Genomic DNA, 21,078 nt, shown 5'->3' with positions numbered 1-21,078 from the left:
TTCGTTCGTGGGTGACCGGTCTGCACCCGGCCGAATACCCTGGCTAGCAGTGAACTGCGCTCGGGAGGGTCTGCCTGTGAAAGTCGGCTTCATCGGCATGGGCAACATGGGGCGGCTGCTGGTGACCGCCCTCGTGCGGGCGGGCGCACTGGAACCCGGGGAGGTCCTGATCTGGTCCCGCACGGCGGAGAAGCGGAAGCGGGTGACGGAGGCGCTGCCCGGGGTGCAGGCGGCGTTCGGGGGCGGCGACCTCGCCCGCCGGGCCGACGTGCTCTTTCTCTGCGTGAAGCCCGGAGAGACGGCAGCCGTGCTGGACGAGATCGAGCCGTACATAACCGGGGACCACCTGCTGGTGATCATCAACAACACGCTCACGCTCGCGATGCTGGAGGCGCGGACCCCTGCCCGTGTGGCGAAGGTGATCCCCTCCGTCGTCCAGACCGTCGGCCGCGGGGCCTCCCTGCTGGTCTTCGGCGAGCGCTGCACCCACCGGGACCGCGCCCTGCTCGTGCGGATGATGGAGACCATCAGCCGCCCGTACGTGATCCCGGAGGAGGCGGTGCGCACCGCCTCCGACCTGACCTCCTGCGGCCCTGCCTTCCTCAGCTTCGTGTTCCAGGCGCTGGCCGACGCGGCGCGCGCAAAGGCCCCGGCCCTCTCCCGCGAGGACGTGGCGGCAATGGTGCGGGAGACGGCCCGGGCCACCTGCGAGCTGATGGAACAGACCGGCTACACTTTCGCGGACATCATCGACCGGGTCTCCACCCCCGGCGGCGTGACCGCTGCCGGGATTGCGGCGATGCGAACACGGCTGGACGGCCTCTGGGATGAGGTGCTCGCCGCCACGGCCGAACACGAGGCCGCCAAGCGGAGGGGACTGCTGCTCTAGTCTTCGCCGGTCGCCAGGCGCCTGCACGGCCCCCCTTCTGCCCGGCCTTCCGCTCTGTTCTGCCTGGCTGTGGGTGACGCCGCCTTACTACAGGTCCCCCGCCCACAGCAAGTACGAACAAAGCGCATTACCCGGGTACGGTCCCCCATCCACAGCACGCACGAACCCGGCCACCTATCGCCCGCCGGCCAGCGGCTTCAGCGCCGCGGCCAGCCGCTCCAGTTCCTCCTCCGTGTTGTAGAAGCCGGCCGAGAGCCGCAGGCTGCGCGGGTGGGGCACGGTGCGGATGATGATGCCCTGCTCGGCCAGCGCCTTCACTGCCCGGTCGGCGTCGGACTCCACCTGGAACGAGACCAGGCCGGCCGTCTCGGCGGGGGTGAGCACGGTCACCCCGGGCACCGCGGCCAGAAGCTCTCTGGCCGTGGCGGCCAGGCGGCGAATCCGCTCGTACGCCCAGTCCATTCCCACCTCCTGGGACAGCCAGCGGCACGCGGCCAGCTGGCCCGCCAGGTTCGCGGGCTGCACCGTGCCCTGCTCCAGCTTCTGCACACCGCCCTTGGGCAGCAGCCCGCTGTACATATCGTAGGCCTGCGCGGTGCCGTACCCGGCGAAGGTGATGCGCAGCTGTGCGGCCGCCGCCCGGGAGCCGTACAGCGCGCCGGCCCCCTCCGGGCCGCAGAGCCACTTCTGCGCGGTCACCGCGTAAAAGTCGACCCCCAGTTCCTTCACGTTCACCGGCATGGCGCCGAAGGACTGCGCCCCGTCCACCAGCACCGGCACACCGTGACGGTGGGCCGCCTCGGCGATCTCCCGGATGGGCAGCACGGCCCCGGTGATGAAGGAGACGTGGGAGAGGGAGATCAGCTTCGTCCGCGGGGTGATCAGCCGCTCGATCACCGCCGCCGCATCCGCGGGCCGGTCCAGCACGTCCGCGATCTTGATGGTGATGCCGTACCGCTCCCGCGCCGCAAAGAGCGGGAAGAGCGCCCCGGGGTGCTCCAGGTTGGTGGTGATGGCCTCGTCGCCGGGCTGCCAGTTCACGCCCAGCGTGACCAGGTTCATGCCGTCGGTCGTGTTCTGCGTGAGGGCGATCTCGTCGGGCTCGCAGCCGAGCATGGCCGCGTGCTGCGCCCGGACATCGGCCTTCAGCTTGCTCAGCTTCACATAGTAGTCGGTGGCGATGCGCCCCTCGGCGGCCTGGGCCGCGAGCGACTCCACCATGGCCGCGCGCACCGGCTCCGGCAGCGGTCCGGCCGTCCCGGTGTTCAGGTAAACCTGGGCGCTGAGGGCGGGCAACTGGGAACGTATGTGGGTCAACTTGTCCATGCAAGCACCTCCCGGGCATTCCTGGGAACACAGCAGGCTTCCCGCTGGTTACGCCAGATCCTATTATACTCCCGCGGCGGAGGACTGGGGCTCCAGCACGTAGACCACGCCGCTCCGGTCCAGCCAGGCCCGCCGGAACAGGTCCCGGCGGTAGACCCGTCTCACCTCGGCATCCGTGGGCGCGGCGGGGTCGTTCACGATCACGTCGCCCTCGGCGGTGAAGCCCCGCACCACCAGGATGTGGCCCGCGGTCCGCGCGATGGGCGCGTTCGGCAGCCACGACCGATCATACGCTACGGTGGCGATGATCGGCCGGCTCCGGGCGATCCACCGCTCCAGATCGGCGAACCCCCCGAACCGGTCCACGTACGCCCGGAAGCCGCGGGTGGCGGCGTAGGCAGTGTTGAACGGCCAGTTGCCGTGGCCGTCGTAGACCGAATCGTACACCCCCGGCACCGTCTCGTCGGGAATCGACTCGACGTGGCCGTAGTAGGCCATCACCATCGCGAGCGAGGTCGGGCTGCACCAGACGTTGCCGCCGTCGGGGTAGACCATCTGCGAGCGCAGGGGCACATCCAGGTCCACCCCCCAGGCCGCTTTGTGGGGCGGTTCGTCCGAACGCTCGTCCTTCATGGCGGTGGCGAGCCAGAGCCGCTGCAGAGCGGCCCCCCGCAGCTGTGCACGGAACTGGTACGCGTCGGCCGGGCGGGCAAGCAGCAGCGTGTCGGTGTCGACACGCCCGAAGGGCTCATGCGCCTGGCCGGCGACAGAGGCCCGCGGGCCGGTCGAGGACCAGCGGCCGAAGCTGAACCACGGGGACCAGGCGCCGCTCACACGGACCCGCAGCAAGACCTCGATCAGATCGCCCCGGCCGTTCCAGGAGGCCACCGCCCAGTCGAAGGGCGCCGCCTCCGCCACGGGGCCGGTCCAGACGCCGTCTCCCGCCAGCCCGTCCGGGGCCGGCCGGGTGCCCGCGTGGTCGCCGGCCGCGAAGGAATCACAGGAATAGAGCGCCACAAGCCGTGCCTCCTCACTTCTTGGTGCGGGGGTCCAGGGCGTCGCGCAGACCGTCGCCCAGCAGGTTGAACGCCAGCACGGTGAGCATGATCATCGCGCCCGGGGCCAGCGACATCCAGGGCGCATGTTTCAGGTACGACTTGCCCTCGTAGATCATGGAGCCCCAGGTCGCCGTGGGGGGCTGCACCCCGAGCCCCAGGTAGCTGAGCGACGCCTCGCTCATGATGGCGCCGGGAATGCCCAGGGTGACCGCCACGATGATCGGCCCCAGCGCGTTGGGCAGGATGTGCCGGAAGATGATGTGCGCGTCCCGCGCCCCCGCAGCCCGGGCCCCTTCCACGAACTCGCGCTCCTTCAGGGCCAGCACCTGGCTGCGCGTCAGGCGAGCCATGCCGGCCCAGCCCACCACGGAGAGGGCGATGAAGAGGTTGAGCAGGCCCCGGCCCAGAGCGAACATGATCGCGATGGCAAAGAGCAGGTCGGGGAAGGCGAACAGCACGTCCACCGTGCGCATGATGATCCGGTCCACCCGGCCGCCGTAGTAGCCCGCCAGGGCGCCCATCGTCACGCCGATCACCAGCACGATGGCCTCGGCGACGAAGCCCACCAGCAGGGAGACGCGCGCGCCGTAGATCACCCGCGAGAGCACGTCGCGGCCCAGCTGATCCGCGCCCAGCCAGTAGGTGCCCTCCCCCAGCTCATCAAACGGGGTGCCGGGTTTGGCCAGCTTCATGAAAAGATCTTGCTGGTTCGGGTCTGCCGGGGCCAGCACGGGAGCCAGCACGGCCATGATGATGAGCAGGATGATGAAGCCCAGGCCCGCCATCGCCAGCTTGTGCTGCCGCAGGCGGTCCCAGGCCGTTCGGCTCCGGGGCTCGGCCTTTGCGGAGGCAGGTGCGTGGACCTGCGCGGATGCAGCCATGGCTTCTGCTCCTTTCTCAGGTCATGCGGATGCGGGGATCGATCAGCGAGTAGCTGATGTCCACGATGATGTTCATCACCACGAAGATCACGGCGGTGAGCAGCACCGTGGCCTGAATGACCGGGAAGTCCAGCGCATTCAGCCCCCGGATGGTGACGAGCCCCAGGCCGGGAATGCCGAACACCGACTCGGTGAGGATGGAGCCCGTGAGCAACCCGCCAATCTCCAGGCCCACCACCGTCGTCACCGGAATGAGGGCGTTCTTCAGCGCGTGCTTGAAGACCACCACACGCCCGCTGAGCCCCTTGGCGCGGGCGGTGCGGATGTAGTCCTGGCTGATCACGTCCAGCATGGAGGAGCGCGTGTACCGGGCGATTGAGGCCGCATAGCGCGTGCCCAGCACCAGGGCCGGCAGAATCAGGTGCTTCAGCGTGTCAAAGCCCGAGATCGGCAGCACGCCCCAGCGGTAGCCGAAGAACAGCTGCGCCACCATGGCCACCCAGAACACCGGGGCAGAGATGAAGGACAGGGCCGTAACCGTCGCCATGTAATCGACGGCCGTCCCGCGGTTCAGGGCCGACAGGATGCCGATGGGAACGCCGATGACGACGGAGACCAGAACGGCCGACGCGGTCAGCTTCAGGGTGGCGGGCATCGCGCTGCGGATCATGTTCATCACAGGCTGCTGCGTCTGAAACGACCTGCCCAGATCGCCCTGCAGGGCCTTTACGACGAAATCGGCGTACTGCACCGGCAGCGGGCGGTCAAGCCCCATCTCCCGGCGGATGCGCTCGATGGTGGCCGGGTCCGCCTTCTTCTCGAAGGCGACGCTCACCGGGTCGCCCGGAACCACGTGCATCAGGATGAAGGTGATGACACTGACCCCCAGAAGGACGGGAATGCCCGCCCAGAGGCGGCGCACGATGTATGCGAGCAAGGCGATCCTCCCCGATTGCCAATCGGGGTGGGGACCCGGCCAGGCCCCCACCGCCCGATGGCTGCAGTGTTAGTTGACGTCCTTCCAGACCGTCTTGTAGTCGTACACGAAGACAGGGTTCAGCTGGAAGCCGTGCACGTTCGGCTGGCTGACGAAGTACGACTTCAGGTGCCACAGCGGAATGATGGCATACTCCTCGTACAGCATCCGCTTCTCCAGCTCTTGGTAGTCACGGGAGCGCCGCGCCTGATCGGTGTCCACGCGGGCCCGCTCCAGGATGGCGTCGACCTCAGGATCGCTCACCGAGACCGACATCGCCGTGGAGCTCGAGGAGTGGAAGAAGGTCCAGAGGAAGTTGTCCGGGTCCGGGTAGTCGGCGTACCAGTTGCCCTGGTTCGCCGGAATCTCGCCGCGGGAGCGGGCGGCTGCGTACGTGGCCGAGTCGTAGATCTCCACCTCGTAGTTGAGGCCGACCTCGCTCAGCATCTGCTGGATCGCCAGGTTCGTGTCCGTCACCTTTTCGCCGCCCCGCTGCCACGCGGTAATGGTCAGCCCCTCGGCGCCGGCCTCCCGGATGAGCTGCCGCGCCCGGTCAGGATCGTAGGGGAACCCGGGGGCATCCGTCAGGGCGCCGACGATCCCGGGCGGGGTGAGGCCGATGGCGGCGGCGCCGGTGCCGTTGTGAATGGTGTCGATGATCTTCTGCCGGTCGATGGCCAGCGAGACCGCCTCACGCACCCGCTTGTCGGGGAAGAACTTGTGGTTGAGGGCGACGTAGTAGGTGTTCAGGGTCGTGGTCTCCCACAGCTTCCACCTGTCGGAAGAGATGACGTTCTGCCATTCCACCGACGGGATGTCGTTGCTGTCGAGGTTGCCCGCCTCGAACTCCATCCAGCGGGTCGACTCGTCGGCGATGACCCGGTACTCGATGGCATCCAGGAACGGGTAGCCGTCCTCGAAGTAGTCAGGGTTGCGCTCCAGCACGATCAGCTCGTTGGGCCGCCACTCCTTCAGACGGAAGGGGCCGGTGCCGACGGGTTCGCGGGCGAAGGCCTCGCCCTTCTCGGTGACGTAGTCGGCTGGCAGAATCGAGGCCGGCGCGGTCGCCAGGTTGGTCAGGAAGGGGCCGAAGGGCTCCTTCAAGGTCAGCTCGAAGGTGTAGTCGCCCGTAATCGTCAGTCCGGCGAGCTCGGTGGCCGTGCCGTCCAGCATCTCGTCGGCGCCGACGATGTCGTGGAACACCCACGTGTTCTTGGCCATCGTCGCGGGGTTGAGCATGCGCTCGATCGTGAACTTCACGTCCTTCGTGGTCAGCTCGTCCCCGTTGTGAAACTTCACGCCCTCGCGGAGCCGGAAGTAGTACGTGCGCCCGTCCTCAGAAACGGTGGGCATCTCGGCCAGCAGCTCGGGCTCCAGCTCCAGGGTTTCACCCTTGTACCGGACCAGGGTGTTGAACACGTTCCGGGCCAGCCGGTACACCTGCAGAGTGGTGTCGAGCTGCGGATCCATCACCGCCGGCTCGGAGCCGATGGCCATCCGGTAGGTGCCGCCGTAAACCTCTCCGTTGGGTCCCCGTCTGGGCCCGCTGTCTGCCGGCTCGGGCGTGCTCGTTCCTCCCTGGCTCGATCCGTTCTGCGACGTGGCCGCGCCGTCGGCCCCGCCGCCGTCGGTCTCCGCCGGCTTCGAGCAGGCGGCCAGGGCCAGCATGGCCACGGCCAGGAGCAGCGCGGTCAGACGCAAGGGACGTTTCATTCTGCAACCCCTCCCCATGTGATGACCGGGAGCTTCCCCCTCTGTGCGTTCCCCGGTCTGTAGTGACATGAGATTTCCTCATCAACCGTTGTAATCCTCTTCCCTCTAGCGAGAATATACAAAATACGATCGTCACAAGCTCGGTTTGCGGCGCGAAAAACCGCCCCGGCCAGCGCCGGGGCGGTTTTTTGCGCTCGATTACGGACCCCAGACCAGCGGGATCCAGAAGTAGCCGAAAAGCGTGATCGTCGCGATGGAGGCCAGGTTGAGGAAAAAGCCTACCTTGATCATCTGCCGGATGGTCACGTAGCCCGTGCTGAAGGCGATGGCGTTGGGCGGCGTGCCCACGGGCATCATGAACGCCAGCGTGGCGCCCAGGGCGGCCACCATCATCAGGCCGGTCGGCGCGACGTTCAGCGCAGCCGCCAGGCTCGCCATGATGGGCATGAAGATGGCGGCGATCGCGGTGTTGGAGGTGATCTCGGTCAGGAAGACCAGCATGGCGGCGACGGCCAGGACAATCAGGATGTACGGCGCCCCCTCCAGGCCCGCCAGGAAGCCGGACAGCCACTCGGCCACACCCGTCGTCTGGAAGGCGTCCGCGACGCTGAAGCCGGCGCCGAAGAGCAGGAGCACGCCCCAGGGGATCCGCTTCATGGCCGATCCATCCAGCAGGAACTCGCCCCTGCCGCGGCTGCTGGGAATGACGAAGAGCAGCAGGGCGCCGAAGATCGCCACCATCGCGTCGCTGATGCCAGGAACCACGCCCTTCAGGAAGAACGGGTAGATGATCCACAGCAGCGCGGCGGTGCCGAAGACGCCGAGCACCTTCCACTCCTCGTTGCTCATCGGTCCCAGTTCGGCAAGCTGCTGGCGCACGAACTCCCGGCTGCCGGGAACGTCGTTGAAGCCGGGCGGCATGACCCGCAGCATGATCCGCCACGCGATGAACGTATAGACCAGGAAAATTGGTATTCCCACCAGCATGAAGTCGAAGAAGCTGATCTCGATGCCGAGGGCAGAGGCCGCCACGCCCACCATGATCGCGTTGGGAGGCGACCCGATGATGCTGCCAACGCCGCCGATGGAGGCCGCGTAGGCAATGGCCAGCATGATCAGCGCCGGGAAGTTGCTCTTCTCGGTGTCCACCTCCGCGCCGCCGCTGCGGCGCAGCTCGGTGATCTGGTTGATGACGGCAAGGCCGATGGGCAGCATCATCATCGCCGTCGCGCTGTTGGAGATGAAGATGGAGATGACGCCGGTGGCCAGCATGAAGCCCAGAACCAGCCGGGGCGGGTTGGTGCCGATCCGGCTGATGACGGCGAGGGCGATGCGCCGGTGCAGCCGCCAGCGCTCGATGGCCACCGCGATGATGAACCCCCCGAGGAACAGGAAGATGGTCGGGTCGGCGTACGATGCCACCACATCCCCGACCGACCCCAGGCCCAGCACCGGAAAGAGGACGACGGGCAGCAAGCTGGTGATGGGAATGGGGACGGCCTCGGTCACCCACCAGACCGAGATCCAGGCGGTGCCGGCCAGCGCGGCCACGCCTTCGCGCTCCAGGCCGGCGGGCCGGAACAACAGGTAGATGAGCAGGCACAGCGCAGGGCCCAGTACCAGCCCGATCTTCTGGCCCAGATTCCAGGGCGGCTGCTGCTCACCCTCAGCCGCCGGCTTCGTGTGCTCCGCAGGCACGGTTATTCGCCTCCCCTACTGTACTGTGCCAGACCCTGCAGGTGCGCATTCGGGATTTAAGCGCTTCGTTCAAAACACAGATTACTTGTGAGGATATGGTAAATTTCTATAGGCATAGTGTACGGTCTCTGGTCCATTCTCGTCAACAGTACAAAAAAACCTGGCCCGGTCATGCCTGGATCGGCCCTCAGCAAGGCAGGGCCGCCCGAGAGGGCAGCCCTGCGCACAGAACCGGCGCTCACAGCGCCATCTTGCCGGGGTTCATGATGTTCTTCGGGTCCAGGGCCCGCTTGATCGCCCGCATCACTTCCAGGGCGGGGCCGTGCTCTGCTTCCATATACTGCGCCCTGGCCGAGCCCACGCCGTGTTCAGCCGTCGTCGTTCCGCCCATCTCAATCGTCATGCGCTGCACGATGTCGGCCACCTCGGCCGCCTTCTTCAGCCGTTCCTGGTCGCGGAAGTCCACCACGACGCCCGCGTGCAGATTTCCGTCGCCCACGTGGCCGAAGTGATGATGGGGATGTCGTGTTCGCGGCTGATCTCCTGCAGGCGGATCAGCGCCTTGGGCACCTTGCTGATGGGCACGCCGATATCCAGGCGGACCGGGAGAACCTCATCGGGCGAATGACGCTCGAGCGCAAGACCCCCTGCACCATCACACAGCCGGAACTGCTGCGCCGGGTGCTGGAGGAAGTGCGGACGCCCGGCTATGCCGTGGACGATGAGGAGACGAATCTGGGGGTGCGCTGCGTCAGCGCGCCCATCTACGACTACACCGGACGCGTGGTGGCTGCGCTGTCCGCTTCGGGGCCGGCCGAGCGGCTGCCCCTCAGCCGGGTGCCGGACATGGCCCGGAAGATCGTCGCCAGCGCGCAGGAGGTTTCGATGGCGCTGGGGGCCCGCAACCCCTGACGCCATCGGTTCACCATCCTCTGTTGTCACAAACCCGAGGTATCCTCATAAAGTCTAGGTATGAGCCTTTTGTGTCACCACTTATTGATCGTGCGGTTTGCCCGCCATAGCGCTTTGTATCCGCCACGATCCCCGCTGCAGCCGCACGCGGCCCCGTCTCGCGCAAGTCCCCCGAACCCGTCCGCAGGAGACAGGTTCGGGGGACTTCGCCAATGTCGGCCTGTTGCGGCAGGCTTCGGATCAGGCGCCCAGAATCTGGCGCACCTCATCGCCGTCCAGGGTCTCGCGGTCCGACAGCTCAACCACCAGGGCCACCAGGCGGTCGCGGTTGGCCTCGATCAGGCGCCGGACCTCCCGGTACAGCCGGTCCAGCACCGACTGCACCTCGCGCTCGATGGCCGCGGCGGACTCCTGGGAAACGGTCTGGACGCCTGGCCAGTCGGCCTCGGGCACGGACATCAGGCCCACCGACTCGCCCATGCCGTAGCGGCTGATCATCTCCCGGGCGATCTGGGTCGCCCGCTTCAGGTCATCCTGGGCGCCGGTGGACCGCTCGCCCATCAGCACCTCCTCGGCGGCCAGGCCGCCCAGCATCATCTTCAGCCGGGCCTCCAGCTCGGAGCGGGTGTAGAGCATCTGGTCCTCCTCGGGAGCGGTGAGGGTGAAACCGCCCGCCCGGCCGCGCGGGATGACGGTCACCTTCTGCACCGGGTCGGCGCCCGGGGTCAGGGTGGCCACCAGGGCGTGGCCCGCCTCGTGCACCGCGATCCGCCGCTTCTCCTCGGGCCGGATCATCCGCCCCTTCCGGGCCGGGCCGCCGGCCACCACCCGGTCGATGGCCTCGTCGATCTCGTTCATGGTGATCTGCTTGCGCCCCCGGCGCACGGCGAGAATGGCCGCCTCGTTCAGCAGGTTGGCCAGGTCCGCCCCCGTGAAGCCCGGAGTGCGCCTCGCGATGGCGGCCAGGTCCAGGGAGGGGTCCAGCTGCTTTCCCGCGGCGTGAACCCGCAGGATCTCCTCTCGTCCCTTCGCATCCGGGGGACCGACGGGAATCTGCCGGTCGAACCGCCCCGGGCGGAGCAGGGCCCGGTCCAGCACGTCGGGCCGGTTGGTGGCCGCCAGGACGATCACGCCCTCGTAGGCGCCGAACCCGTCCATCTCGGTGAGCAGCTGATTGAGGGTCTGCTCCCGCTCATCGTGGCCGCCGGCCACGGGGCCGGCGCCGCGCTGGCGGCCGACGGCGTCGATCTCGTCGATGAAGATGATGCACGGGGCGTTCTTGCGGGCCTGCGCGAAGAGGTCGCGCACCCGCGAGGCGCCCATGCCCACGAACAGCTCGACGAAGCTGGAGCCGCTCAGGGCGAAGAAAGGCACCCCCGCCTCGCCGGCCACGGCACGGGCCAGCAGCGTCTTGCCCGTTCCGGGCGGACCATACAGCAGCACGCCCCGGGGGATGCGCGCGCCGATCTGGCGGTACTTGTCCGGGTTGCGCAGGTAGTCGACGATCTCCTCCAGATCGGCCTTCACCTCATCCACCCCGGCCACATCGGCGAAGGTGACGGTGGACTCCCCCGGCGCCAGGGGCTTCACGGCCCCCCGGGCGAGGCCCATCGCCCCGGCCTGCCGTTTCTGGGCCCACGCGAACAGGCCGATCATCGCGCCCAGCCAGATCACCGTGGGCAGGAGCGCCAGCCACCACGGCTGTCTGGCGACCTTGTACTGCTGCTCCACCCCCGCCTCCTCCAGCCGCTCCGCCAGGCCGGTCGTCTCCGCCGGCAGGGTCACCGTGAAGGCCTCGCCGCTGACGAACTCGCCTTCCAGCACCCGGTCGGTGATCACCACCTCGGCGACCCGCCGGTCAGCCAGGGCGTCGAGAAAGGCAGAGTACGACAACTCCACCGGCCGGCTGGCCAGGGGAGGGAAGAAGGCGAACTGAAGGAGCCAGAGGGCGAACAGCACCAGCAGGATGCGCTTTGTCACTTCACGCGTTCGATCACTACTCAAATAGAGGAGCCTCCTTCTGGAACACCACATCTACGCGGCTATCCCCAGCATATCGAACGTTCCTTAGATCCACCTGAGATGCTGGACATGTGGTGGTACTTTCCTGTCCTTAAACATTTAGACGACCGAAGTTCCCTCGCGAGTCCGCCTTTGAGAGCGCTCCTTGGCGCGAATTGGTTCGCGTTCATGCAGAAGGGCGTCGCCGATGCCGCGACGCCCACGAGAGAAGCTCGGAGGCCTGACTGGCGTCTGACCTCCGAGCTCGTGAAGAACACGCCATGCACGCTACGCCTTCGCCGCCCGCCCGCAGCAGAACTTGTACTTCTTGCCCGAGCCGCACGGGCACGGGTCGTTGCGCCCGACCTTCTTGCCTTCCTTGCGGACGGGCTGCCGCTGCTCGGGACCCTGGCTGCCCGAAGTGATCATGATCCGCGGCCGCTGCGGCTCACGCGCCACCTCAATAATGAAGAGGTTGCGCACCATGTCCCGCTGAATCGAGCGGATCATGTAATTGAACATCTCCATGGCTTCCATCTTGTACTCGATCAGCGGGTCACGCTGACCGTACGCGCGGAGGCCAACGCCGTCCCGCAGGTCGTCCATGGCGTCCAGGTGGTCCATCCACTTCTCGTCCACGGTGCGGAGCAGCAGGAACCGCTCGAGCTGCCGCATCGTCTCGGCCCCGAGCCGCTGTTCCTTCTCCTCGTACGCCCGGACGGCCGCTTCCTCGATGGCCTTCGCCAGCTTCTGCCGGCCCTCCTGCTCCCGGCGCACCCCTTCGATGGCCGCCCGCAGGTCTTCCACCTTCACGTAGCCCTTGGGGATGCCGAAGTCCTCCGCCAGCCCCACCAGAATCTCGGGGTCCCACTCCTCGAAGTAGACCCCCTCCGGCACGCCCTCTTCCACCACCCACTCGGCCACGGCGGCGATGGCATCCATCGCGACCTCGCGGGTGTCGTGCCCTTCGAGGATCTGCCGGCGCTGCTTGTAGATCAGCTCGCGCTGCGTGTTCATCACGTCGTCGTACTGCAGCACGTGCTTACGGATGTCGAAGTTGCGGGCCTCGACCTTCTTCTGGGCGTTCTCAATCGCCCGCGAGACCATCGGGCTGTCGATGGGCACGTCCTCTTCAATGCCCAGCCGGTTCATCAGGTTCGAGACCATCTCGCCACCGAAGAGACGCATCAGGTCGTCCTCCAGCGAAACGTAGAACCGTGACTCGCCGGGGTCGCCCTGACGGCCGGAACGGCCGCGCAGCTGGTTGTCAATGCGCCGGGCTTCGTGCCGCTCGGTGCCGATGACGCACAGGCCGCCCACCGCGCGCACCTTCTCGGCCTCCTCGGCGCACTTGGCCTCCTCTTCCTTCAGGTACTTCAGGTAGATCTCCCGGGCCTGCTGCACCTCGGGGTCCTGGGACGGAATGATGTCCGTCGCGGCGACGATCAGTTCCGGATCGATGCCGTCCGCCCGCATGCGCTGGCGCGCCGCGAAGTCGGGGTTGCCGCCCAGCAGGATGTCGGTACCGCGGCCGGCCATGTTGGTCGCGATGGTCACCGCGCCGAACCGGCCCGCCTGCGCCACGATCTCGGCCTCGCGCTCGTGGTACTTGGCGTTCAGCACCTGGTGCTTGATGCCCCTGCGGGTCAGAATCTGCGAGAGGTACTCCGACTTCTCGATGGAGACCGTGCCGATCAGCACGGGCTGGCCCCGCTTGTGCCGCTCCTCCACGTCGTCGGCCACCGCCTTGAACTTTGCCCGCTCCGTCTTGTACACGATGTCGGGGTGGTCAATGCGGATCACCGGCTTGTTGGTGGGAATGGCGATGACGTCGAGGCCGTAAATCTTCCGGAACTCCTCCTCCTCCGTAAGGGCCGTACCGGTCATGCCGGCCAGCTTCTTATACATGCGGAAGTAGTTCTGGAAGGTTACGGTGGCGAGGGTCTGCGTCTCCTCCTCGATCTTGCAGCCTTCCTTCGCCTCCACCGCCTGGTGCAGTCCGTCGGACCAGCGCCGGCCGAACATGAGGCGGCCGGTGAACTCGTCGACGATGATCACCTGATCGTCCTTCACCACGTAGTCCTTGTCGCGGTGGAAGAGCTCCTTCGCCTTGATGGCGTTGTTGAGGTAGTGGACCAGCTGCTGGTTCTCGCCCTCGTAGAGGTGGTCGATGTTCAGCCACTTCTCGACCTTGGCGACGCCCTCCTCGGTGGGGGCCACCCGCTTCTCCTTCTCCTCGACGATGTAGTCCTCGTCGCGCTTCAGCCGCTCCGCGATCTTCGCGAAGGTGTAGTAAAGCTCCGTCGGCTTGCCGGAGGGGCCGGAGATGATCAGCGGGGTCCGTGCCTCGTCGATCAGGATCGAGTCGGCCTCGTCGACGATGGCATAGAAGAACTCGCGGTGCACCATGTCCTGCGGGTGCATGGCCATATTGTCCCGCAGGTAGTCGAAGCCGAACTCGTTGTTGGTACCGTAGGTGATGTCGCAGGCGTAGGCCTCGCGCCGCTGCGCCGAGGTCAGCCCGTGCACGATCAGCCCGGTGGTCATGCCCAGGAACTTGTAGATCCGGCCGATGTCGTCGCGGCCGACCTTGGCCAGGTAGTCGTTCACCGTCACCAGGTGGCAGCCCCGGCCGAGAAGCGCGTTGAGGTACAGCGGCATGGCTGCCACCAGGGTCTTACCTTCACCGGTCTTCATCTCGGCGATGTTGCCCTCGTGCAGCACGATGCCGCCGATCAGCTGAACGTCGAAGGGCCGCCTTCCCGTCGCGCGGACCGACGCTTCCCGCACCACCGCAAACGCCTCGGGCAGAAGCTGCTCCAGCGTCTCCCCGCGGGCGATCCGCTCCTTGAACTCCACCGTCTTGTGGGCGAGTTCGGCATCCGAGAGCTTCTGCATCTGCGGCTCCAGGCTGTTGATCAGGGCCACCGTCTTCTGGTGGCGCTTGACGACCTTCGCGCTGTAGTCGCCAAAGATGCGTTCCAGGATCTTCAAAGCCAAAGCTTACACCTTCTTCGCTAATCTGCCAGCGGGCTGGCGCAAAAATCGTTCATACACTCCTCATATAGATGCGCCGAAACCCGCGTCACGTTCGCGCCCACGCAGGCATCCGCGATATTTTAGCATGCCAAGCACGGACAAGCAACGAGCATCAATTGGCAAGTTCAGAAGAAAGCGACGATAATCAGTAACGTGCAGGGCCCCCACGCAGGGCGATCGCCCGGTCGGCCAGCACCCACAGCCCGCCGGCCACCACCGAGTGGCCGCCGAGCACCACGGGAATCGGGCATTGTACAGCCGCCCGGGTAAACGCCCGCACGAAGGGATCCTCAATGCGCTCCACCGCGCCCAGATCAGACTGGAACCGGTCCCACTCGCTCACCCGCCGTCCCCGGTTGGCAAAGAGCACCCGCGTGTCGAAGAAGGCCGCGTCGCACGTCTCGCTCAGCCGGGCGAAGAACCGCTCCGGCCCCAGGTCCTCCACCAGGTCGGCCACCACCGAGCGCACCAGCCCCGCAGCCTCCCGCCCCAGGGCCTTCATGCCCCGCTCCTCCGAGAACACCCGCAGCCGCACGGGCAGGTTGCGGTTGAAGTGTTCCATGATGGCAGAGCCCACCCGGCCGATGAGGGCCACCTCGGGAAGCTCCGTTGCCAGCACGTCGGCCGCAGCCCGCAGGCGCGCGTCCGGCCAGGCCGCCGCCCGCAGGGCCGCCCGCGCCCTGGGGCCGCCCCGGCCGCTGAGCGCCAGGATCAGGTAGTCGGTCGGCGTGTCCAGGTCGAAGTTGACCGCCGCGCTGTTGGGGAGCAGCACCCGCTCCATGCCGGTCTCCCGCAGCAGCCAGCCCAGGAAATTGTCGTTCTCCGGCGGGTCGACCCGCTCCAGGTGTGCGGCCGGCTGCCAGGCCACAAGATCGACGGATTGGACGTTGTTGACCACCACCGTCGGTTCATTCCGGCTCAGGGCCGCGCGAATCCAGGCGATCTCCTCCTGGCCGATCAGCGGCAGCGCCGCGCCGCTCAGGTAGATGACCGCGTCTGCGCCGCTCTCCCGCACCGCCTGCCGGAGGCTGCGCCCGAAGTGAAACGAGGACCCCCGCGTGTCGAAAATGCGGGCCCCCAGCCGGGCGGCCGCCTCCGCCAGCGCGCCGTGGTTGGTGGCCAGCACCACCTGATCGAGCCCCGCCGCGCAGAACTTGGCCACCGTGTCCAGGGTCACCGCGTGGCGCAGCCCAACCAGGCTCTCCTGCAGCGGGTTCTCCGCCGGAGGGCCGCCTTCGAAGATGATCGCTGCCGTGCGCACCCGAATGCCTCCCACACAGGACAGCCCCGTCGCCGGATCGGCGGCGGGGCTGGAACACCCACTTTTAGTATTCCGGCTCCAGGAGACCGTAGTCGCCGTCGTGGCGACGGTAGAGCACATTCACCTTGCCGGTGTCGCTGTTCACGAATACGAAGAAGTCGTGCGAGAGCAGGTCCATCTGGAGGATCGCCTCGTCCACCGTCACCGGCTTCACGGGGAACCGCTTGGTCTTGACCACCTTGCCGTCCAGTTCGGCGTCCAGGTCCTCCTCCCCGGCTGAGGCCACGGCGGCCTGGGCCGGACCCGCCCCCGTGCGCCGGCGGAGCCGGGCGCGATACCGCTGCACCTGCTTTTCCAGCTTATCGGCCACCAGGTCGATGGAGGCGTACATGTCGTTGGTGGCCTCCTCCCCCCGCAGGATCCACCCGTTCAACTCTGCGGTGACCTCGATGATGTGCCGCCCGCGCTCCACGTAGAGATTCGCCTGTGCCTTGATCGGATGGTCGACGAACTTCTCGATCTTGCCAAGCTTCTTCTCGACATACTCGCGGAGCGCTTTGGTGATCTCGATGTTCTTACCGCGTACCGCAACCTGCATGGCCCCAACTCCTCCCAGTTCGTCGGGCCCTGCCGGGCCCTTCTCAGGGTTATGACTCTCTTCCCTCCGAGCATGCCGTTTCCCTGCCACCTGCGCGGCCTCTGCTACTAATATTGTACACCACTTCTGGTCTCATCCTCGCCCCCGGCGAGGCCGATTTATGCACAGTCTGTGCCTATCCTGTATGTGGGTAATGGGGATAAGTCTGTTGATAACGCCTGTCATAAGCTTCGCGCGTGGGGATAACCATGTGGACGCGTGCAGGCGTGACCCCGGGTCGCGCCGAACAGTATCTACTAAAGGAAGAAAATCGGGCACAGACTGGAACTGAGCGACGGAGGGCTCTAGAAATGGACAAGATCTTTGAGTTTCCCGCAGGGATTTACGGTTTCCCCGGCCTCAAGCGCTTCATGGTTGTGGACATTCCCGGCGCGGGCGACGTGTTCAAGCAGTTGGTGGCCGCCGATGATCCCAACGTTGGCTTCACGTTGGTGTTCCCCTTCGCGCTCTTCCCGCAGTACAATCCGGACATCCCGGCCGAGGACCTGGCCGCCGTGGGCGCAGAGAGCCCCGACCAGGTGCTGCTCTACGCCATCGCCAACGTCCCCCCGCAGGACTTCCGGGCCGCGACGGCCAACCTGCGGGCCCCGCTGCTCTTCAACCCCTTCACCCGCAAGGGCCGCCAGGTGATCCTGGCCGACGAGCAGTACCGCATCCGCGAGCCCCTTTTCGGAGAGGCAAAGCGAAACCCGGCAGAGGAGGCCCCATGATGCTCGTGCTCACCAGACGACTCGAGGAGTCGATCCTGATCGGCGACGACATCGAGATCAAGGTCCTTCAGGTGCGCGGAACCGGCCCCCAGGCCGTGGTGCGCCTGGGCATCGTCGCGCCCAAGTCCGTCACGATCCTCCGCAAGGAGATCTACGACGAGGTGGTGGCCGCCAACCGGCAGGCCGCCCAGCCGGCTGCGTCGCTGCCGGCCGAACTGCTCCGGGCGCTGCGCGTGCCGGAGTCGGAGTAGGGCGTTACGCCGCGGGAACCGGTTTGTCCGACACGGCCAGCACCGCCAGGTTCACCGCGCGGGCGCCAGTCGCCCAGAGCACCTCCGCCGCGGCTGCCGCCGTGGCGCCGGTCGTGAGCACGTCGTCCACCAGCAGCGCGTGCCGCCCCGTCCAGGCCGGCTCGCTCCCCCGGCGCACGCCGAAGGCGCCGGCCAGGTTCCGCCAGCGGGCGTCCCGGTGGCGGCGGGTCTGGTGCCCGGTCGCGCGCAGCCGCACCAGGTCGTCTTCTGCGACCGGCGCGCCCAGCGCCTCGGCCAGCCCCCGGGCGATGCACGCAGCCTGGTTGTACCCCCGCTCCCGCTGGCGGATGGGATGCAGCGGGATCGGCACGATTACATCGGGCGTCTCCTCCACCATCTCCGCCAGGTACCGCCCCAGGGCGACGCCCAGCGCCTGCCGCCCGCTGAACTTCACGTGGTGAATCGCCTCGCGCAGCACACCCCTGTGCAGCCCCAGGGCCCAGACCCGGCCGTACGACGGGGTGAAGACGCACTCGGCGCACAGCCCCCAGCCACCCCGGATCGGGCGGCTGCAGTTAATGCAGAGCCGCATGTCCAGGGTGAAGGGCATGGCCGCCCAGCAGCTGTCACAGACGGGAACGGTCTCCGCCACCGAGGCCAGCGGCGGCAAGACTGCAGGAAGCGGGCCATCGCAGGTGATGCAGGTGGTCCGCTGCGGCCACAGGATGGTCACCAGCCCCTCGACGATCGTGCGCAGCAACGCCATCACCCCCGGGCGGAGTTCGCCGCGGGGGTAATGTTATCCTTCTTTTTCCAGGCAGGCGTCCAGATCCACGACCACGACCTTCGACGCCTGCGCGGCGGCCACGGCCCGGGCCACGGCCTCCTGGCGCGTGAGGCGACCGGATTGCAGGACCAGGGCACATCCGTACCGCTGGGCGAGCCGGGTCAGGATGGCGGCCGACTCGTCCCGGGAGCCGAGATCCACCAGCACCAGCTCGCCGTCCGCCTCCCGGGCGATCCGGCCCAGCACGTCCTCGATCCGGTCCGCCTGGTCCCGCACCAGCACGACGTAGGCCACAGACTCATCCTCCGTCCGCATCCGCCCGATCAGCTCCGCCACGTGGGTCACGGCGCTCACCAGGCCGTACGCCGCCAGGGCCAGCAACCCCCAGAAGAACGCTCCCTCCCGCACCGCCACCCCCTCCTGCGAGCCAGAATATGACGGCGCAGGAGCACGGGGCACACATGGCCTTCCCCGGAGTCCCGGGCGCAAAAAGGGGCCGGAACCGAGGAATCGCCTCGGTTCCGGCCCTGAAACATCCCGAATCAGAGGCCCGCCTTCTCCCGCAGCACCGCCGCCCGGTCGGTGCGCTCCCACGGCAGGTCGAGGTCGGTACGGCCGAAGTGGCCGTAAGCGGCCGTCTGCCGGTAGATGGGACGGCGCAGGTCGAGATCGCGGATGATCGCGGCCGGGCGCAGGTCGAAGGTCTCCCGCACCAGCTCGGCCAGCCGCTCGTCGGGCAGCTTGCCCGTGCCGAAGGTGGTCACCAGGATCGAGACCGGCTGCGCCACGCCGATGGCGTAGGCCAGCTGCACCTCGCACTTGGAGGCCAGCCCAGCCGCCACGATGTTCTTGGCGACCCAGCGCGCCGCGTAGGCGCCGGACCGGTCGACCTTCGTCGGATCCTTGCCCGAGAAGGCCCCTCCGCCGTGGCGGGCGTAGCCGCCGTACGTGTCCACGATGATCTTCCGGCCCGTCAGCCCCGCGTCGCCCTGCGGGCCGCCCACCACGAAGCGGCCGGTCGGGTTGATGAAATAGCGCGTGCGGTCATCGATCAGGTTGCGGTCCACCACGTCGAGGATGACGTAGTCGATGACCTCCTTGCGGATCTGCTCCTGCGTGGTATCCGGGTCATGCTGCGTGGAGATGACGATGGTGTCGATGCGCGCCGGCCGGCCGTCCACGTACTCCACCGTCACCTGCGTCTTGCCGTCAGGCCGCAGATAGGGCAGCGTTCCGTTCTTGCGCACCTGGGCCAGCCGCCTTGCCAGGCGGTGAGCCAGGCTGATGGGCATCGGCATCAGCTCGGGGGTCTCGTCGCAGGCGAAGCCGAACATCATGCCCTGGTCGCCGGCGCCGAGCTCGCAGCTCCTTCTCGGTCACCTCGCCCCGCACCTCGATCGCCACATCCACGCCCTGCGCAATGTCCGGAGACTGCGGGTCGATGGCCGTCATCACCCCGCACGTCGAACCGTCAAAACCGTACTTGGCGCGGGTGTAGCCGATGTCGCGCACCACGTCGCGCACGAGGTTGGGGATGTCCACGTACGCGGTGGTGGTGATCTCACCGGTGACGATGACCAACCCGGTGGTCAGCATGGTCTCGCACGCGACGCGGGCCCTCGGGTCGAGCGCCAGGATCGCGTCGAGCACCGCGTCCGAGATCTGATCCGCCATCTTGTCCGGATGCCCTTCGGTGACGGATTCAGAGGTGAAGAGGTACCGCCCCTTCTGCTCAAACATCTGATTATCTACCTCCTCTGACGGCTTGAAACCGGCCAGGCGATTACACATCAAAACACCCTCTTCACACGCGAAGAGGGTGGATGACACTGCTCTTCCCTCTTATCTTCCGGTAGTGTGCCCGGCTGGACTTGGCACCTTACCTGCTCACGCAGGCTGGTTGCCGAAGCTTCATTGGGCCAGTTCCCTCCGCTTCTCTTGATAAGAGTATTCAGTTGCGAATAGGATACCACCGCTCCCAATGGGTGTCAAGGACGACTACTGGGCGTGCGTTTCCCCGGGCGCGTCAGCCAGCGCGAACTTCAGCGTGGCCTCCGCCTTCAGCTCGTCGCCCACAAAGGCCTTCCCCTTCCCGATGCCCAGGCCGCGGCGCATGGCCACCATCTCCACTTCCAGGCGGAGTTGGTCGCCGGGCAGCACCGGCCGGCGGAACCGGGCCTCGTCGATGCCGGCGAACAGCGGCACCTTCCCGGCATTTTCGGGCTGCGAGAGCACCGCCACCGCGCCCGCCTGCGCCATGGCCTCCAGAATCAGCACGCCGGGAAAGATGGGGTTGCCCGGGTAGTGCCCCTGAAAGACCGGCTCGTTCATGGACAGGTTCTTGACCGCGACCACCCGCTTGCCGGGCTCGAGCTCCAGCACCCGGTCGATCATCAGCATCGGGTACCGGTGCGGGATGATCTCCATGATCTGCCTGATGTCCAGTGGATACGCCCCCTAATCTCCGGGAATTCTTATGTTGAGTATTCCCCAAACGGCCCCCTTCTCCTCTCGACCCCCGGCGCATGCTGCACCCTTCTGCTGCCTGTTCCCGGCTTGTCCTGTACCCTTCTGCTGCCGCATCCTGGCTCGTTCTGCACCGGCTCCTTCCCGGTCCCGGCCTGTCCTGCACCCGGCTGTTGGCCCGCAACCGGGGCTTGACGCAAGCCGCGTTGAACGCTACCATAACCCTACGGGGTATGGGATATACCGCGGAGGTGTTGCAGAGTGATCACGGTTACCCCGGAGGCCGCCGCCGAAATCGCCCGGCGCCTGGAAGGCAAGCCGGAAAACGTCGGCTTCCGCATCTACGTTCAGGGTTTTGGATGAGGCGGCCCCAGCCTGGGCCTGGCTCTGGAAGAGCCGAGAGACACCGACGTAACCATCGTCGAAGGTGACGTGCGCGTCTACCTGGAGCA

General features: G+C 67.1%; 18 protein-coding genes, 1 pseudogene and 1 riboswitch. Of the genes and pseudogenes, 4 read left to right on the top strand and 15 right to left on the bottom strand.

Going from position 1 to position 21,078, the window contains the following annotated elements:
* The first annotated feature begins 76 nt into the window (after positions 1-76).
* Positions 77-889, top strand: coding sequence for a pyrroline-5-carboxylate reductase dimerization domain-containing protein (locus ACZ45O_RS14780; protein ID WP_464854039.1), 813 nt, complete (start codon positions 77-79; stop codon positions 887-889).
* A gap of 174 nt (positions 890-1,063) precedes the next feature.
* On the opposite strand, the gene ACZ45O_RS14775 is transcribed toward ACZ45O_RS14780, so the two are convergent.
* The 7 genes from ACZ45O_RS14775 to ACZ45O_RS14745 form a co-directional block, all read right to left on the bottom strand.
* Positions 1,064-2,215, bottom strand: coding sequence for an aminotransferase class V-fold PLP-dependent enzyme (locus ACZ45O_RS14775; protein ID WP_464854037.1), 1,152 nt, complete (start codon positions 2,213-2,215; stop codon positions 1,064-1,066).
* A 63-nt stretch (positions 2,216-2,278) separates the two neighbouring features.
* A complete protein-coding gene (locus tag ACZ45O_RS14770; protein WP_464854036.1) occupies positions 2,279-3,232 on the bottom strand; it encodes a peptidase C39 family protein in 954 nt (317 codons plus the stop codon).
* A 13-nt stretch (positions 3,233-3,245) separates the two neighbouring features.
* On the bottom strand, positions 3,246-4,154 hold the full coding sequence (locus ACZ45O_RS14765) for an ABC transporter permease (protein ID WP_464854034.1): 909 nt from the start codon (positions 4,152-4,154) through the stop codon (positions 3,246-3,248).
* A 16-nt stretch (positions 4,155-4,170) separates the two neighbouring features.
* Positions 4,171-5,091: an ABC transporter permease gene (locus ACZ45O_RS14760; protein WP_464854032.1), complete on the bottom strand. Its 921-nt coding sequence runs from the start codon at positions 5,089-5,091 to the stop codon at positions 4,171-4,173.
* Positions 5,092-5,160: 69 nt separating this feature from the next.
* The gene (locus tag ACZ45O_RS14755) at positions 5,161-6,843 is read right to left on the bottom strand and encodes an ABC transporter substrate-binding protein (protein ID WP_464854031.1); all 1,683 of its coding nucleotides are present in this window, start codon (positions 6,841-6,843) and stop codon (positions 5,161-5,163) included.
* 198 nt (positions 6,844-7,041) lie between these two features.
* Positions 7,042-8,541, bottom strand: a complete 1,500-nt coding sequence (locus tag ACZ45O_RS14750) for an SLC13 family permease (RefSeq protein WP_464854029.1) — start codon at positions 8,539-8,541, stop codon at positions 7,042-7,044.
* A 238-nt stretch (positions 8,542-8,779) separates the two neighbouring features.
* Positions 8,780-9,040, bottom strand: coding sequence for an FAD-binding oxidoreductase (locus ACZ45O_RS14745; protein ID WP_464854027.1), 261 nt, complete (start codon positions 9,038-9,040; stop codon positions 8,780-8,782).
* Positions 9,041-9,066: 26 nt separating this feature from the next.
* Here ACZ45O_RS14745 and ACZ45O_RS14740 point away from each other — a divergent pair, with 26 nt between their 5' ends.
* Positions 9,067-9,453 carry an IclR family transcriptional regulator gene (locus ACZ45O_RS14740; RefSeq protein WP_464854025.1) on the top strand — a complete coding sequence of 129 codons (387 nt, stop codon included), beginning with the start codon at positions 9,067-9,069 and terminating at the stop codon, positions 9,451-9,453.
* 240 nt (positions 9,454-9,693) lie between these two features.
* Here the strand turns inward: ACZ45O_RS14740 and ftsH are convergent, their stop codons facing one another.
* From ftsH to hpf, 4 genes are all read right to left on the bottom strand, one after another.
* Positions 9,694-11,457 (bottom strand): ATP-dependent zinc metalloprotease FtsH, encoded by a 1,764-nt coding sequence (gene ftsH, locus ACZ45O_RS14735; RefSeq protein ID WP_464854023.1) that lies wholly within the window; start codon positions 11,455-11,457, stop codon positions 9,694-9,696.
* A gap of 285 nt (positions 11,458-11,742) precedes the next feature.
* On the bottom strand, positions 11,743-14,454 hold the full coding sequence (gene secA, locus ACZ45O_RS14730; protein ID WP_464854021.1) for a preprotein translocase subunit SecA: 2,712 nt from the start codon (positions 14,452-14,454) through the stop codon (positions 11,743-11,745).
* 184 nt (positions 14,455-14,638) lie between these two features.
* The gene (locus ACZ45O_RS14725; RefSeq protein WP_464854019.1) at positions 14,639-15,754 is read right to left on the bottom strand and encodes a hypothetical protein; all 1,116 of its coding nucleotides are present in this window, start codon (positions 15,752-15,754) and stop codon (positions 14,639-14,641) included.
* 64 nt (positions 15,755-15,818) lie between these two features.
* The gene (gene hpf, locus ACZ45O_RS14720; RefSeq protein ID WP_464854018.1) at positions 15,819-16,352 is read right to left on the bottom strand and encodes a ribosome hibernation-promoting factor, HPF/YfiA family; all 534 of its coding nucleotides are present in this window, start codon (positions 16,350-16,352) and stop codon (positions 15,819-15,821) included.
* 350 nt (positions 16,353-16,702) lie between these two features.
* On the opposite strand from hpf, the gene ACZ45O_RS14715 reads away from it, so the two are divergent.
* Both ACZ45O_RS14715 and csrA read left to right on the top strand, forming a co-directional pair.
* Positions 16,703-17,122, top strand: coding sequence for a flagellar assembly protein FliW (locus ACZ45O_RS14715; RefSeq protein WP_464854017.1), 420 nt, complete (start codon positions 16,703-16,705; stop codon positions 17,120-17,122).
* Entirely contained in the window at positions 17,122-17,373 is a 252-nt protein-coding gene (csrA, locus tag ACZ45O_RS14710) for a carbon storage regulator CsrA (RefSeq protein ID WP_464854015.1), read from the top strand. The genes ACZ45O_RS14715 and csrA overlap by 1 nt, the downstream gene beginning before the upstream one ends.
* A gap of 4 nt (positions 17,374-17,377) precedes the next feature.
* On the opposite strand, the gene ACZ45O_RS14705 is transcribed toward csrA, so the two are convergent.
* The 4 genes and pseudogenes from ACZ45O_RS14705 to fabZ all read right to left on the bottom strand — a co-directional run bounded on the left by ACZ45O_RS14705 (position 17,378) and on the right by fabZ (position 20,605).
* Positions 17,378-18,133 carry a ComF family protein gene (locus ACZ45O_RS14705; RefSeq protein ID WP_464854013.1) on the bottom strand — a complete coding sequence of 252 codons (756 nt, stop codon included), beginning with the start codon at positions 18,131-18,133 and terminating at the stop codon, positions 17,378-17,380.
* A 39-nt stretch (positions 18,134-18,172) separates the two neighbouring features.
* Positions 18,173-18,568: a glycosyltransferase gene (locus ACZ45O_RS14700; protein WP_464854011.1), complete on the bottom strand. Its 396-nt coding sequence runs from the start codon at positions 18,566-18,568 to the stop codon at positions 18,173-18,175.
* A 134-nt stretch (positions 18,569-18,702) separates the two neighbouring features.
* Positions 18,703-19,900 (bottom strand): annotated as a pseudogene (gene metK, locus ACZ45O_RS14695) (methionine adenosyltransferase).
* A gap of 99 nt (positions 19,901-19,999) precedes the next feature.
* Positions 20,000-20,108, bottom strand: a riboswitch (SAM riboswitch).
* 50 nt (positions 20,109-20,158) lie between these two features.
* Positions 20,159-20,605 (bottom strand): 3-hydroxyacyl-ACP dehydratase FabZ, encoded by a 447-nt coding sequence (gene fabZ, locus ACZ45O_RS14690; RefSeq protein ID WP_464857790.1) that lies wholly within the window; start codon positions 20,603-20,605, stop codon positions 20,159-20,161.
* Positions 20,606-21,078: the final 473 nt, after the last annotated feature.

Source organism: Symbiobacterium turbinis (assembly GCF_055383075.1).
Note: the sequence above shows the minus strand (reverse complement) of the source record. Positions and strands in the feature narration are given on the sequence as shown.